Annotated in this window: 1 protein-coding gene (running past one end of the window); it reads left to right on the top strand. The window is 57.7% G+C overall.

From position 1 onward, the window contains the following. Nucleotides 1-17,913: the 3' portion of an LEPR-XLL domain-containing protein gene (locus C4S72_RS04015; RefSeq protein WP_160115436.1), read on the top strand. 9,822 nt of this gene lie to the left of the window's left edge; the window shows 17,913 of its 27,735 coding nt (coding positions 9,823-27,735); its start codon lies off the left edge, out of view; it ends in the stop codon at nt 17,911-17,913.

The raw sequence follows: 17,913 nt of genomic DNA, 5'->3' as shown, positions 1-17,913 counted from the left end.
GTCAGGATTCAGGCCTACCTGGGTGAAGGCAGCTCAGTAAAAGCAGCTAGTCTCTCAGTCAAAGCCAACTCACAGAGCAGCGCCAGCGGGGCGCTGTCCACCTTTGGATTCAGCCTGCTGGGCGGCGGCGCTGAGGGTAAGGGCAACGCACGAACCGATCAGGACGTGAAGGCATTTATAGGTCCAGAAGGTGATGCGAACAGCTTGGCCAGCCCCACAGTAGTGGACGTAGACGGAGATGTCGTTGTTGAAGCGACCTCCACCCACGTCGCCGATGCCGACATCGATGGCGGGGGTGGTGGAGTCATCGCGGGGGGAGGGAACCTCATTGTTGATGCGGCGGCACTGGGTACAACGGCGGCACTGGTCGGTGCCGCTACCAACATCCGTTCTGCCAACAACCTGTCGGTAGTCGCCAGAGTGAATGAATCGCGTGCCCGTGGTGAAGCCATTGTTGGCACGGGCGGTATCGTTTCGGTCGGGGTCACCAAGGTCACCGCCAAGGCAGAGCCCAAGGTTAAGGCTTTTATCGGTGATGACGTTACGGCAACGGTCAACACCATCGGCAGGTCGGGGACACCGACCGCCGAACTGCCGGATCCCGATGGTGTTTTCGACGGCGATGTTCTGGTGCGTGCAGAAGGACGGGCTGAGGCTGATTCCCTGGCACAGGCCTCCGGAGGCGGCGGTGTCAGTGTAGGGGTTCCAAATGCCACATCCACCGTCAAACCTAGCATCGATGCCTATGTGGGGCAGGGCTCGACTATCACAGCCGGGGGTAATCTCGCGGTTTACGCTCTGCTCGACAAGGGGACGGCAGCACAGCCGCCCAGTGATCTCATAGGAGATGTGGATGCAGATACCGACACCCTGGCTTTTGAGTTCCCGGTCTACAACGGCACAACCCTTCAGTATGAAAGCTCCGGCAGCGATATTAGCGGGCTTGATGACGGCAGGGAGTACAACGTCATCACTGGCGTGCTGCCGGTAACCTACACAGTAGGTACCGTGGCAGAGGATGCCAGGGTGAGCAATGCGATAGCTCCGAAGTTCACGCTATACCGCATACCGGTCGAGCTAGTGGCCACTGTACAAAATGTACCTGCAGGTACAGAGGAAACAGCGACCAGCCTGTCGGAAGGGGATCTGGTGCGTCTGGCCAACGATTTTTCTGGAGACGGCGAGGCCGGTGGTATCTATCGCTACACCGGAACCGGGGCCGATTTAAAGCTTAGCCTTGAGGACTATGAGGACGCTACCGGAGACTGGGAACGGGTAACCGTCTTTACCGATGCAGAAGGCGATAAACAGGCGGTGAAAAAAGGCGACCTGGTTCGGTTGGCCGGAGATTTTGCTATAGCGGGCGATTACATCGAACCAGGTGATACGGACGGTGTGCTGTATCGCTATACAGGTGAAGACACTGAGCTTTTGCTCAGCGGCCAGGATTTCTCAAGCGGAGACTGGGCACTGGCGGATGAACAGCCGGTTGCAGTCACTGAGGGGTTCCTTGTCCGTCTGGCCGGAGATTTCAGTGGCAAGGGCACACCAGGACAGGTTTACCGCTATACCGGCGCTGATGCGGACCTGCTGCTTACAACCGAGGACTATAACGACACCAACGGCGACTGGGAGCTGTGGGCCGAAGAGGCCGTCGCTGTCGCGAAGGGGGACCTGATTCGAGTCCCGGCAACCGACTCGGTTTATCGCTACACCGGTAGCTCCGCAAACCTTACGCTGAGCACCCAGAATTACGAGAGCGGGGACTGGGAGCTGGTCATCGCACTGGGCAATATTTTCGATGCTGGCGGGGGCGTTGACGGCGAATTCGACATTATCAACTTCGCCAGCGCTCACAATTTCCAGAACGGCGATGCGGTGATGTACGACCGTCAGGATGGAACCTCCATTATCGCTCCCTGGCAGGATACCGATCTTTCCAGCCCCCTTTACGTACGCCTGATTGAAGTGGCCGTCGATGAGGACGGCAACCCGGTCTATGACCGGGACAGTATCCGCCTGGTGGATGATCCGCTACTGGCAATACAGAGTGATGATGATCTGCTCTCAGATTTCGATGCAGCGATGGTGGATGTCGCTAACAGCACTATCCATATCGATGGCCACAACTTTGAGAATGGCCAGGCGGTCACCTATAAAGCGTCCGAGAGTGTCGAGTTCCTGACCGAGTCGGTGGATGTGACACTGGTGGATTACACGTTCAAGGATGGTAAGGGCAAAACCCAGACTATCAAGACGGTGAAAAGGGATGGCGAAAGCGGCCCGGTTATCCATGCAGACAACAACAATATTTATCTGGCTGACCATGGATTTGAAACCGGCGATGCGGTGGTGTATCGCAAACTGGGTGACGGCGAGGCCATAGGCGATCTGACCGATGGCGCTACCTACTACGTGATTAAGGTAGATAAAAATCAGATCAAGCTTGCCGAGAGCTATATCAAGGCCGTCGGACGCGAGTTCGACGATAGAGGAGACGAGGATCCGGACAACGATATTCTGGCAATCGCCCAGGAAGCCCTCGATCTGACACCTTCACTTGTCGATGCAGAGCAGGCCACTTCACACTCTTTGGCGAGAGTGATTGGCGGACTTAACGATGGTGTGACCTATTACGTGGTCGATGCCGACCAGGATAATGGCACCTTTGGTCTGGCCGCCACGCGCGATGGTGAGGCCATTAATATCTACGCTACCGACAGCATATCGACCTATCAGAGTGACGGTGCACTGGTCGAAACAATCGATGTAATGACTCGTGGCGGTACCCACCGAATTGGTACTCTGGGGCTGGACCTGGTTGCTGGCGCATCGGGTAATACTCAGGCCCTGCGCTTCGACCTTGGTTCCAAACCTGCCGGGGAACACCGTTTCGTTGATGTTGGCGGCGCAGCACTGGCAGAGAGTTTCACCCTTACAGGCGATGGAAAATCAAGCGCTACTGTCCTGGGCGGCTCCGGCGGACTGATCGACGTCAACGCCTCCGAGGCCAGGTTGAAAGGTGAGTTTCTGGTTACGGCGGAAGTGAAGAGTGCAACAACCAGTGGAGATCAAACCACACTGACCGTTGCCCGTGACCTGATTATTGCAGCAGACGCCAGCACTGATGTATCGAGCAAGGCGGACTCGGGTGGTGGCGGTGTTATCCGGGTAGGCGTCGTACTGGCGCTGACCGATGTGGACAAGGCGCACACCACGGCTGCGGTCGGTGAAGGGGCAGTACTTTCTGCCGGTGACGACTTATATCTTGATGCCAGGGCTGACCATACCGCCACAGCCAAAGCCAAGGCGGCCAGCGGCGGAATCATCGGCGGTGCCCGTGCCAGCAACGGCGTTGACCTGGGCAACGACACCATCGTCGACATCAAGGACGGTGCGACCCTTATCGTGGGGGATGCGTTGCTGGCGCATGCCACAACGACCGCGAAGGTAAAGAGCGACGCTTTCGCAGAAGCTGGCGCCGTCGTTGTCACCGCCCTGGCGGACGCTGTAGACGGCGATCTGACCGACAATGTGGATAGCAATGTAGGAGCAGATCTGGCCCAGGGTGAAAACGGTGACGACGGCATCGATATCATCGCCAATACCCTGGTAAATGTCGGCACTGGTGTGCTGCTCGATGCACGCTCGGTCGACTTGAAAGCCGAGGTTGTCAGCCTCGAGGCCTATGCATTGGCCGAGGCCAAGGCCTGGAGCCCAGTGCTGTTCGGTGCAGCCTTCGCCTTCGCTGAGGCAGAGACCGATGTGATCTCCAACGTCAAGGTCACTATCGCCGGTAACGGCACCCTGGTGATCGGGCGGGAAGGTGTCGACCTGGAAGCGATACAGCTACCAGAGAACGTTGACATACATCGTGCAGCCCGACACCTGGCGGTTGCCTTCCCGATTCCTGCGCAGAATGCATTTCTCAAGGGAAAGGTGGAACTGATCACTGAGGTAGTTACCAGTGATGGCGCTACCATCGTGGCCGGCGCCCGCGACAACGGACGCAGCGAAGAGACGGGGCTGATCGATGGCGACTCGCAGGGGTTGGTTGATCAGCCACCGGCATTGGCACTTTATGCCAACGCAACCGGATCAGCGCAGCTGAACTGGGACCACCGCAGTCCACCCGCTGATGGCTGGGCACGCACCGGCGCAGATACCGGACTTCGTTCGTATACCGATCGAGCTGATATCAACTGGGATGCGGATGTAGAGATCCTCGGGGGGCAGGGCGGAGCACCTGAACTTGTGATCGACGAGAACGGCGTCATCCTGCGCAAGAAGAACATCTCGGTAACAGACGCCAGCGGTAACGAAATTGTGCAGGGGAGTAGCAGCACAGACAGCGACTACTATGTCACAGTGAAAAACGACGGTTACGCGGACGTGCTGTTCAGGGCGGGTGACTCTATCCAGAACGTGCCGAAGTCGGAAGGACCTATTTTTACCTTCAACGATGACCTGCCGAATGTACGTATCCTTGACTATTCGAACAAGCAACTGCACCTGGTCGACATCGACGTCATCTATGACCACTCGAAGGCCTCCCCATCCGATCAGCCACTGGTGCAGCTTGAGTCCGGCAATTCACTCTTTGCAGTGGCCGATGCAACATTTGAGTTTTTCATCGCGCGCCAACTATCCTCTACCGGCAGTCTCGTCGATGTGCAAAAGCTGGATAGCACTGCAAACATCTATATCGACGGCACGATCAATAACCCGGGAGGCTGGACACGGATTATCAATGCCGAGACGGTATCCAACCCGGACTCTGAATCAGGCAGTATCTTCGGCAGTACCAACGGGATAATCCGCACCAACCAGCTGGATATTGAAGCCAGTGAGGGAGGTATCGGTGACGGCGACAATACCCGCGTAGAAGTCGAGCTGGTACGCAGTACCAACCTGTCCACCGGAACGATCCGCGAGATCGAGCTGCTTGTGCTCGCTGGCAGTGACGCCGACGACGATATCTATCTCGGCCTGCGTGGCCTCGATCGTGTAATTCGTAGCACCGACCCGCTCGAAATTCATGTGCAGTCTGTCGAGGCCGGGGGTGATCTGGATATCGTGCTGCACGATAGCAAGCACCAGAGCGGGGCGGGCAGTGTTGGTAAGGTACATGTATATGTGACGAACACCCCCTACGACGGTCAGCATGAAGTCCATTTCCGTAACGACAACTGGGATATCCAGGCCAGCGTCAGTGATTCGTCCACCACTGGCGTTGAACTGGCGAACGGGGACCTGGTGAGTCTGACCGATGACTTCACCGGTAACGGCGAACCCAATGGCGTGTACCGCTATATAGGTAGTGACGCCACGCTGGTGCTCTACAACCAGAACTACGCTACCGGCGGTAATTGGGAGTTTATTGGCTACTATAACGACAGCCGTGACCCTGCCGCCTTCGCAAATACCGATGATGCCACCCTTAGCAGCAACTATATATTTGCCAATACCCGAGAGTTCGCACCGAACGAAACCGGCCTTCGTCAGGTTAATGCAAGCTGGTTTGATGTATTTGCGGATGGGGATACACGTATAGGAGCAGTTCTCAGCGCAGTGGCGCCAGGTCTGATCGCCGGTGGCAACATCCTGGTGCGTGATGACGAAGGAAAGGCCGACACGACCAGCGTCGCGGCCGATAAGGGCAGTACACCGAGCATCGAACTTTTGGCCTTCACCAATCTGGCCAACAACGGCTCTGGCTATATCGACGTCAATGTGGATGGCGACGTTGCCGTGCTGGAGACCTCCGGCGATCTGCGCTCTGGTTTGATTCGCTCGCGTACCGGCGATGTATTGCTGGTAGCGCCCGATTCCATCCTCGACGGTGACGACGCTATTGGCAACGACGTGATGGGTGAAACCCTTGTCTTGCTCGCGGCCAAGAACCCAAACAGCCTGGTGACCTCGGTCGACCCAACCGAAATCATCAGTATTGATAGTGCCAAGGGGGAGAATACAGGCATAGGCGGCAGCATCGGCACATCGAAAAACTTCCTCGAGATCGATTCCTCCAACCCAACCAACGGCACTTTGACCGCAGTCGCATATGGTGGCATCTACCTCACCGAGACCAGCAGTGATCTGCGTCTGAATCGTGTTGATTCCAGCCGTGGCAATGCAGCGCTGGTAACGCTTTCGGGTTCAATTATCGACGCACGTGCTGGCGCGGGCCTGGTGACCGATGGTGCAGTGGTGATCGCAAACTCTATCGATATGCAGGCCAATGGCGGCAGCATCGGTCAGGCATCCGGCAACGGTGGTGACATCGACATCAACTCCCGCCGCAGAGGTGTCGGTGATGTGGGCCTGGAGGCTAGCAACGACATCTATGTCACCGAGGTAGCTGGCACCCTGCGTCTGGTGCAGGCACGGACTCCGATCCATCCAGCCACTTTCGGGGGCGGCAACATCCATCTCACCGTACGTGAGAGCACAAATGCGAACTCTCTGAACGAGGATCTTGATCTGCTGGCCAGTGGCAGCGTGCTGTTTGCCGAGGACTCCCCTCGCACGGTCAGTGACGGTTACATCCGCGCTGGTGGTTGGGTGGTATTGCGGATCGGTGACGACCTGATCGACCACGTGAACACTACCATCAGCGCCGGTGGCAGCATCGATATCTACCTGGATGACCTGAACAACGGTACCGGCAATGGCGATTTTGGCTATGGCACCAACACCACCCTGGTGGGCACGCTGACACCAGGAACCGGCAAGGTTACCAGTATCTTCGGTTTTACCGACGTGGACCGCATTACCTTCGATCAAACCACGCTCGGCGGTTATACGCGAGTCTACGGCAGCAACCTCAAGACACCGGCCAACACTACCGCGCCAAGTGGTGACGGCGAAGACATTTTCACCGTCTACAAACTGCAATCCATGACGGTAGGTACTCTGACCCTGGATGGCCAGTCCGCTGCTGACCAATACATCATCCTAACCCAGGGTAGCCAGAACGAAGACCGCAACTACATCATCAACGTGCTGGACACCGGTGCGCCCGATGACGGGGTGGATGAACTGTCGATCTATGGCTTTGACTCCACGCTGAATGGCAGTGACCCCGATAATCAGGGGCTGCCGTACGCCACCGACGATATTTTCCTGTTGCGCGGGCTGACCGCCATCGGTGGTCTGGGTGGCGATGAGATTGCCGATCGGCCGGCGTTTGTTGCCCTGCTGCACGGCAGTGTGGCAGATGCACGGGCGGGATCATCCAGCGCCGTTGAACGCATCAACTATGATTCGGCCATCAACGGCCGCCTCAACGTATTTGGCCTGGGCGGCAACGATTACTTTGCCACTGACGACAACAGCGCTATCACCACGCTGGACGGGGGTGCCGGTGATGACAGCTTTCAGATTGGACAGCTGTATGGCACCAAGCGTGATACCGCAGCGCAGCTGGCAGAAAACGATGTGTTCGCCACCGTAGCGACTACCCGGGGTTGGCTCTCCAAAGGCAACAGCTCGGCCCTGGTTGCCCAGGGCGGCTCAGGAAACGACTCTTTCAGCGTCTACTCCAACCAGGCAGTGCTTCGCCTGGAAGGCGATGCCGGCAACGACCTGTTTACCGTCCGTGCCCTGGCCCTGGCCGATACCGGCGATGGCAACGACAAAGAAGGGGATACAAAAACTTATGAGGATGGCGGTGAGACCAAGATAGCCACCTACCACGATGGTATCTGGTGGCAGAATTATGATGCCGGGCATCCAGAGACCAATGTCGCGCTGCCGGCACTGACCAGCAGTTTCTCTACTGCGGCACAAACCGATATCCGTACCGGCGCCGGCCAGAACCAGGTGCAGTACAACATCAATGCGCCGGTCTCCGTCGATGGCGGGTCGGGCTTCGACAAGCTGGTGGTACTCGGTACTGAGTATGCCGATCACATCGTAATCACTGACGAAGCGATCTACGGCGCCGGCCTGAATGTGAGCTACGAAAATATCGAGGTCGTAGAGATCGACGGACTAGAGGGTAACGACTCCTTCGACGTCCTTTCGACACCGGCGGGTGTGGTAACGCGCGTAATCGGTGGCCTGGGCAGTGACACCATCAATGTTGGTGGTGATGTTATCGGCAGCGTGTTCGCCCAGGATGTGGAAGGTACCAGCGGCGCCATCAACCACCTGGTGACCTCTGACGATTTCGATTACAACGGCATGGTCATCGACGGCATCAACCTGAGCGTTGCACGCCCGACCCAGGGCGCCGTGATCATCACTGAAAGTGCTGGTTTTACTTCGGTCACCGAGGGAGTCGGTTACGATACCTACACCGTGTCCCTGGCCCAGGCATCCTCCGAGGATGTCTACGTGACCATCAGTGCTGGGCGGTCTTCATTTGATGAACAGCTCCTGGGTGGGGATTCCATCTGGGTATCGGAGGACCCGAGCGATTTCTATCGGCACTTCGTCGACAACTACGTTCCGGGAACGCAACCGACGCAGGTTGAGAAAAGAGCCATAGTGCTGCACTTTGCGCCGGGTGAAACCGAAGCCAAGACCGTCTATGTGCTGGCGCCGACCGATGGCCTCCCTGAGGGCGACCGTACGGTGGCCATAAGCCACAGCGTGATAAGTGCGGATCCCATTTTCGACAACGCCAGCGTGCGCAATGTCGAGGTTGATGTGTACGATATCGATCAAGCCGCCATCAACCTGATTGCGGTGGACCCGGCAACCGGCAATGAAGATAACCAGTCGATTGTGCTGGAGGGTGATGCAACCACCGGCATTACCGATCAATACAAAATCCACCTGGCGATCCCGCCTGCTGCCGGCCAAACGGTAACGGTGGATATCAGCACCGGCAATGCGCGGGTATGGCTGTCGAGCACAGACTTGCGCTTTATCACGGTTACACCGCAGAGCGGTACCACGCCCGGTGTGTATCGCGTGACCTTCACGGCGACCGACTCCAGCGATGTCCTGATTACCCTTAACGCCTTTGATGACTCAGCGCGACAAGACCCGCACACCACGGTTATCACCCACAGCATCAATGCCGCGCTGACCAGCGACAGCCGCTACGACGATGCCAGTACTGGAGCAACACCTGAAAGTCTCTATGTCAAAGTGCTGGATAACGATTCCGCCGGTGTGGTGGTTGTTCCGAAAGACGGCTCTACCCTGGTCAATGCCAGTGATACCTCACAGACCGATGAGTACAGCCTGCGCCTGACCAAGGCGCCGAAAGCCGAAGTAAAAATTTCCGTTTTGTCCGATGGCCAGACTAATGTTCTGACCGACAGCCGCGTTCAACTGGCCGCTATCGGTACGCCGCTGCACGGCCTGTACACCGGTAACATCAGCTGGGACGCCGCGAGTCGTACTCTCACCCGCACGGATGGATCAAGCTGGCTCGATGATGGTTTCCTGGAAGGGCAGCTGGTGCGTTTCAACAACGCGACAACGGGCGCTGTCTACAAGATTCAGCTGATCCACGGGACCAGCAGCGATAAGCTCGACCAGCTCACGCTCACTGCTACTTATACTCCGAGCCTGTCCAGCGGGCAGATCACCGTCACCCAGTGGGCACCGCAGGTGACCTTTACTGCCGATAACTGGTATCTGCCGGTTACCGTCAACCTGGCAGCGGACCCGGATTACCAGCTGCAGGAAGGAGCTGAGAGCGTCATAAACTTCGCCAAGCAGCCGCACCTGCTGGGTGGCTTGCAGGGACCTCTACAGGTCGAAGGCGGCACCACCGGTGCGGATCGGTCGCTGCAGCCGGCGCTTATGTTACCGGGCGAAACCAACGGCCCGTTCTTTGCCATTCCGCAACAGCCATCCGAGGCGACCCAGGTCGATGTGCTCAACGTCTACGCGGATTCCAGCATTGAGAACCTGGTAGGTGAGATGACCTCCACCAGCATCACCGGCCTGAACATGTCTGCGGGTCTCGACTTCACCCAGCAGGGTTTTGCTGAAACAGCGTTCGGCGAGCCGATGAAGGTAGACGGCGGTATCTCCTTCGGTACTCTCACTCTCGATGACGACGGCAATGTGGTGACCGATGGCGGCTACAGCACCATCGAGGTGGTCAACGTACTGCTCGGCGAAGGTAACGATACCTTTACCGTCAGCGGCACCCTCAATCCGGGTATCGACCTGTCCACCGGTGTGGCGGCGCTGCATGGCGGTATTACCACCATCCACGGCGGCGGTAACTCCCTGTTGCAGGTTGAAGCCGCATTCGCGGTGGCTCGCGTCGATGGAGGAACAAACACAACGATTATCCGTACCGATGGCCTCTCATGGTCCGATTACGGATTCGAGGTTGGTCAGACGATTCTTTATGACGGCGTGCAGGCCGGTCAAATCACCAACCTCAGCGGCAACGTCATGAAGGTGGCGGGCACCTCCGTAGCTCTTGCGGATGGAGACGAGCACTTGCTTGGCGTTTACGATCCCAAGGGACATTCACGTAACCAGGTTCCCGACCCCTACAGCAGCATACAGACTGTCGACACCGACATGACCCGTGTGGGTGGTGACACCATCATCATTACCGGTGGTGGCGGAGAAGACTCTCCGCTGGTGGTTTATGGCGATACATCCCAGGACGGCACCTGGTATCAGGGCGATCCGACCGTGATGTCTACCGCCGACTTCGGTACCAAGCCCTGGGGAACGCTGGTCGGCAATGGCACGCCGTTCTACACCTTCCCGCTGGCAGGATTCTTCAACTGGTTCGGTAATGATGTTATCGATGCTCGCCTGCTGTCCGGCACTGATGCCAGTGGAAGCCTGCAGACCATTGGCATCAACGCCTACGGCGGTGCCGGCGACGATACCATTTATGGCAGCCAGACCGGCGATCGCCTTGCCGGCGGCAGTGGGGATGACCACATTGAAGGACAGCGCGGCGCCGACCTGATCTACGGCGACTCGGGCTTCAATGTTGATGTAATCACCCGCGAACTGAGCATGGTGACCCAGCAGGGAGCTGTTCCGGTCGGCACCTTCGATGTGATCGACCATCTACTGGCTGGCGAAGACACCCTGATTGGCGAAGGTGCGGGTAGTCTGAGCAGCAGCCAAATCAGTGATTTTGCTGACGTGATCTTCGGTGATCACGGCGTAATTAGCCAGGACGTGGCGGGTGCCCGTATCACCTGGACGCCCGGCCAGCTCAACACACCACCGGCCGTTGACTCCCGCCCACAGACCCTGCAGACCGTGGGTCGTATCGAGCGCATCGAAACAGCCGCGCCAACCAACGGTGCCGATGATCTCATCTACGGCGGTATCGGCAACGACCGCATCCTCGGCGGTAACGGCGGTGACAGGATCCGTGCAGGCAATGGTCTGGATATCGTTCTCGGCGACCATGGCTTTATCGACTATGTCCTGGCCAAGCGGGATCCGGCAACGACCTTCGGCGATCTGGATCGTAGCGATATCGACATCATCAGCACCTCTGATCCAAACCTCGGTGGCGCCGATCGCATCTCCGGCGGCAGCGGCAACGATATTCTGCTTGGCGGCACTGCCGGCGATGTGATTGACGGCCTGAGCGGCAATGACCTGATCTTCGGTGATCACGGCAAGATTGAGGCCAGAGACAAGTACGGTAATGAAGGGCTGCTTGATCTGGCGCTGCTGCCGCTGGACATGAATCTGGATTCCGCCCTGTCTCTAACCCCGAATGTGCGTCCGCTGCATCCGTTCACCTGGACCTCCATCGATACGCTGAACACTGATGGTGGCGGTGTGGACCTGATTCGCGGAGGCGAGGGTGATGACATCCTGCTTGGCGGCCAGGCGGGGGACAAGCTCCTGGGCGGCGCAGGCGACGATGACATCATCGGCGGTCATAACGGCAACCTGGCTGCAACCGACGCAACCTCTGACAACAACCTGGGTGGCCAGGATGGCGACGACCTGATCGAGGGCGGTACCGGCAACGATACCATCGCCGGGGACAACGCCGACATTCTGCGCACAGGAGCACCCATCAGCGTGCGTATGCAGGTGCTCGCCGGCCAAATCATCTATAACGGAGATGGCGTCGCTCAGATTACTGGCGAAGCGCAGGTCAACCCGACCGGTACGGTGGAGCGCTATATACGCCTGTATGACCATAACGATACTCCGCTGATTAATACCTTCGGCAACGACTCAATCGCCGGCGGTGCAGGTGACGATGTGATCTTCGGCCAATTGGGTGATGACGATCTGCAGGGTGATGGCTCTGTCATCGACATCTACGGCAACCTCACCGTCAATGCACGCTCTACACGGGCCTCGGTGGAGGATTTTGGCGGTGTCGGCAGCGATGGCGACGACTACATCGAAGGTAACGGTGGCAACGACCTGATCTTTGGCAACCTGGGTCAGGACGACCTGATTGGCGACAGCTCAAACCTGTTCAGTCTGGTGGCCCCGTCCCTGCGACCTACCGGTAGCGATACCCTGTTTGGCGGGGCGGGCAGCCGTCTGGATCGTAACAATACCGGGCTCGTTAAGTGTGACTGCATGCCCAGTGATGATGCGCACTCCCGTGATGCGGACGTAATCCTTGGCGATAACGGCAATATCTATCGTCTCGTCGGTACCAACGGAGAGCCCGCTGCGGAGCCGGCATTCCTGATCTTCAACTATGACCTTTCCGGCGCGGGGCATAAGGTGATCCCGCGTGCTTTCACCCTGCTGGATTACACCGAGGGAGAGCGCGCCAGCGCTGATCGGGGTGAGGACGATCTGATCCACGGCGAATCCGGCGATGACATCCTGCACGGCATGACCGGTAACGATGTGATCTTCGGCGAAGCTCAGAACGATGACATCTACGGTGGTAGCGGCCATGACCGTCTCTATGGCGGTGCCGGCGACGACGGCATCCTCGGCGACGATGGCAAGATTCTGACCAGTCGCAACGGCCTGACCGAGTCGCTGAACGGCCTGTTCGTGGCCAACCAGCAGACACTGCTCGAAACTCGCGGACCCTTTATCGGCGCCGTTGTGAATATAACCGGTACGCTGTTCAAGGCGGTCGACCTGACCGCCTTTGATCAGGGCGGAAACGATGTCATCTACGGCGGTCTGGGTTGTGACTACATTCACGGTGGTGCCGGTGATGATGCCATCTCCGGAGCTGAGGCTCTGCGCGAGTTCTACACTGAGGCGCCTCAAACCGAGGTCGCACTGGGATATGACCCAACCAACCCGCTGGGTTATGACAGCGTAACGCGCAAGTTCGCCGCCTATGACGCCGACAATCCGCGCACTCGCATCGAAGGCTTCCTGCTCAACTTCGACAGCTACTGGGTCGACGAGAGCACCGGAGAACTCCTGTTGGTCGACGGAGCCCCGGTTAAAAGTGACGACGGCATCGACCGCCTATTCGGCGACCTGGGCAACGACTGGATTGTCGGAGGTACCAATGCAGACCGCATGTTTGGTGGTCGTGGTGATGACTACCTGAACGCCGATGACAACATGGATACCAACGCAGGTCTCAACAACCGCCCGGATGATCCGATCTTTGCCGATGCTGACTTCGCCTACGGCGGTGCCGGTCTGGATGTATTGATGGCCAATACCGGCGGGGACCGTCTGTTTGACTGGACCGGCGAGTTCAACACCTTCATCGTGCCTTTCGGTCCCTTTGGCGCACCTACCGTGAACCGTCTGTTGATGCCCGATACCAAGGCATTTATAGCTGACCTGGGTCTTCGCGAGGGCGCGGATGCGACCCTCACTGAGCCAAACGGCGAGCTCGGTCTGGTGGACCAGGACGATGCGGAGTGGAACGACCAGACCGGCGGCCCACGTGATCCTCAGCCGGGCAATATCGGCGGCGTTCAGCGTGATACCCAAGGTGGCAAAGAGGATATGGACAATCCGCCACACTGTGGTTGCGTCTGTGATGTGGTGACAATTAGCGGTGTGGTGCTGCAGAAACTGGTCAACGGGCAGGATGCTAATACCGCTCCGGGTGTTAACGTGGATCCAGGCACTGAAGTCACCTGGACCTACCTGGTAACCAATAATTCCGATGTGGAAGTCGAGCTGCTGTCGCTGATCGATGATGCGGGTACTGCCGGTTTCAGCGGCGACGATTTCGAACCGGAGGCGGTGACCCTGACCGTTGACGGCATCGATTACAACATCGGCGATACCGACCGCGACCACCTGATCGATAGTAATGAGATCTGGGTCTATCGCGCCGTTGGCATCGCCACCGCCGGACAGTACGTCAATATTGCCCGGGTTGAGGTGATCGACCGGGAGACCGGCACAACCTACAGTGACGAGGATCCGGCCTACTACTATGGCGGCATCATCGATCAGGATCCCAAACTGCGTGTAGAGAAAGCGATAAATGGTGAGGATGCCGACCAACAGCCGGGCATTTACCTGGCGCCCGGGACTCCGATCACCTGGACCTACCAGGTGATCAATGACGGTGATACTGCCTTCGAGCTGACCTCAATCACTGACGATGCAGGCACCCCGAACGACCTCAGCGACGACTTCACGCCTAATGCCCAGGTGGATCTGAGCGGGTTCAATATTGGCGATATCAACCAGAATGAGCTGATCGATCCGGGCGAGACCTGGATGTTCACCTCTGCAGGTACAGAGTTCGATGACTATGTGGCCGAGCCGATCTACTACACCAACTGGGTAATGGCGCAAGCGACCGACGTTGTGACCGGGGAAATCTATACCGACAGGGACGCGGCGAGCTACTACAGCACTATAGATGTGCCCCCCGAAGTTCGTCTGGAGAAAGCGGTCAATGCGGCCGATGCCCTGGCGCCAACAGCCGCTGAGGATGCGGATTCACCCACAGGCCCCATTCTGACCATCGGCGATACGGTCACCTGGACCTACCGTGTAATCAATGAAGGTCAACAGGCATTCGTCATCGATGCACTCTGGGATGACGCCGGGACCGATGCCGATACAACTGATGACTTTGAACCGATAGCCGTGGAAATCGACGGCATTAACATTGGCGATCTGAATGCTGATGGTCTGGTCAATCCGGGCGAGGTCTGGCTGTTCAGCACTGAAGGAATCGTCGTAGAGGGGCAGTACGTTAACCTGGCCAGTGTAGAGGTCAGCGACCAGTTGACCGGCACCCCGGATAGCGATACCGATCTGGCGCACTACTACGGCAGTTTTGATGGACTTAAACTGGTTAAGTACGCCAACTCAGAAGATGCAAATGATCCCGGGGATCCGGTTATATTGGCTGTGGGTTCCGAGGTGGTGTTCAGTTATGAGCTCAGCACCAACGGACGTGACCCGCTTTATAATGTGAGCCTCATCGACGATGCCGGTACGCCGGGTGATCCTTCGGATGACTTCGTACCCATCTACATCAGTGGTGATAGAAACGGCGATGGCCGCCTGGATCATAACGAGACCTGGATCTTCCAGTATACCGACGTGGTCAGCGCAGGCGCTTACACCAACTGGGCGCTGGCCAGTGCAACCAACACCCGGACCGGGGTTACGCTGTACGACGACGACCCGGCTAATATCTTCGGCGCAGTGGCCGGTATCGATGTGGAGAAGGCGATCAACGCTGTCGATCCGCTGCAGCCGACCGTTGCTGAAGATGCCGACGATCCGAATGCTCCTTTGGAGCTGAGCGAAGGCGCCGAGCTGACCTGGACCTACCTGGTGCGCAATACCGGCAACATGGCACTGGTTGTCAGTTCTCTGGTGGATGATGCTCATACCCCGGACGATCCCAGCGATGATTTCACGCCCACGGCGGTAACGGTCGACGGCTTTAATATCGGCGACCTCAACCAGGACGGACTGCTGGATCTGGATGAGGTATGGCAATACACCACTGAGGGAACGCCGCTGGAGGGTGCGACAGCCAAGGCCGGCCTGCATACCAACCAGGTGCGTGTTATCGCCACCGAGCCGGAAACCGGACAATTCGCAGCAGACAACGATTCTGCCAGCTACAAGGGTCTGGTTTCTGCCATCAGGGTAGAAAAGGCGATCAATGCGGTAGACAAAGAGAATCCAACCCGTGCCGAGGATGCAGATACGCCGACTGGGCCGATACTGCAGATCGGCACCGATATCGTCTGGACCTACCAGGTGTTCAACCAGGGCGATACTGAGTTGGAAATCATCAGTATTCAGGATTCAGATGGATTTACCCCGGTCTATCTATCCGGTGATAAGGATGGCGATCGCCGGCTCGATCCTGACGAGGTGTGGATTTACACCTCCGAGCCGGTGATCGATGCCAAGGCTGAACAGGGCCAGCAGATGAACACCGTTGAAGTTGTGGCGATCGACGAGTTCGATGAGCAGCACAGCGATGAGGATCTGGCGCATTACTACGGCACCGAACCGGGTATATCACTGGTCAAACTGATTAACGGTAAAGACGCCAACGATGCGGCCAACCCGGCTCAGGTCGAGGCGGGTAGCATTCCGGTATTCACCTACCTGGTGACCAACACCGGTACCGACTCACTGGCCGATATCCAACTGCTGGACGATGCGGCAACCAACGATCTGAGTGATGATTTCACCCCGATCGCAGTGACTCAGGGCAAGTTCATTGAGGGCGACGTTAACCGTAACGGGCTGCTCGATCCGGGCGAGACCTGGGTCTTCACCTCAGAGGGCGTATATAACGATGCGGTTCGGGTTGGTTTCCACGTCAACCTGGCCACGGTGAACGGCACCGATCCGTTAACGGGAGACCTGGTCTGGAGCAGTGATCCGGCTCATTACCGTGCCACTGAAACGGAACAGGGCGGCGTTCGCATGACCGGTGGCGGAAGTATTTTCACTGACGCGGGCATGCGGGTAACCCATGGCTTTGAACTACATTCAGATCCCCTGATCGGGCCGAATAATCTGCAGGTCAACTTCGATGGGAACAGTTTCCACCTTGAGACGCTGACGGCGATAACTGCCTACGACGACCCCAGCATCAACCATCTGCCGCGCAGCGCCCCGGCGGATACACTGATTGGTGAAGGCATAGGTCGCTTTAACAACGTGGATGGCTACATCGTACGCTTTATCTTTACCGATGCCGGTGAGCCTGGCTTCAACGACTTTGCCCAGATCGAGATCATCGACAGCGCTGGCAAGGTCGTGCTGTTCGTCAGCGGCAATCTGACCCGTGGCGATCAGCAGGCCCACCCGGAGAATAAAGCGATATCCGCAATGATGGCGGAGGCTGCGCCGAGCGAAGCTGACACCGGCTCGATTCTGCAGATCGAAGATGTGAACCTCATCCTGGCTCAAGCCAAGGAGTACTGGTTGAATCAGCAGCAGTTGGACGCCAAGTACCGGCTGATTCTGAAGCAGGTCAACATCGAGATCAGCGACCTGTCTGGCTTGACCCTGGGCACCGCCGACACTGCAACCAACACCATCACGCTGGACACCAATGCAGCGGGCTGGGGCTGGTTTGTCGACGCTACCCCTGACGATGACAGCGAGTTTGCGCTCTCCGATGGAATCGTAGCCATTGCCTCTACACCGCAGGCCGAAGGCCAGATGGACCTGCTCAGTGTACTAACCCATGAGTTGGGACACCTGCTTGGTTTTGAGCATGACAGCGGAGTGATGACCGAAACGCTCTCTGCCGGCGTAAGGATCACCGCAACCCTGGAAGGCGATACGCAACCATTGGAGAGCGACCATCAGACCGTCCAATTAAGCAACGGTATGCAGGCGGATGACTCGCTGGCCTACAACTATCTGCTGAGCGCCAGCGCTGTTCCACTGAGGGATTATCAGATTTTCGATGATAGCGACGGGGAAGAAGTCAGTCTCAAGAGCCTGGAGCAATCGATGGTGGAGGAGCAGCTGGATGCCTGGCTATCGAAAAACCACTCTTCGATCTCTGCAGGCTTAAGGAGCTGGACAGGCAAAAGCTGA

It is taken from the genome of Marinobacterium lutimaris (assembly GCF_900108065.1).
Taxonomy (GTDB): Bacteria; Pseudomonadota; Gammaproteobacteria; order Pseudomonadales; family Balneatricaceae; genus Marinobacterium_D; species Marinobacterium_D lutimaris.
Note: the sequence above shows the minus strand (reverse complement) of the source record. Positions and strands in the feature narration are given on the sequence as shown.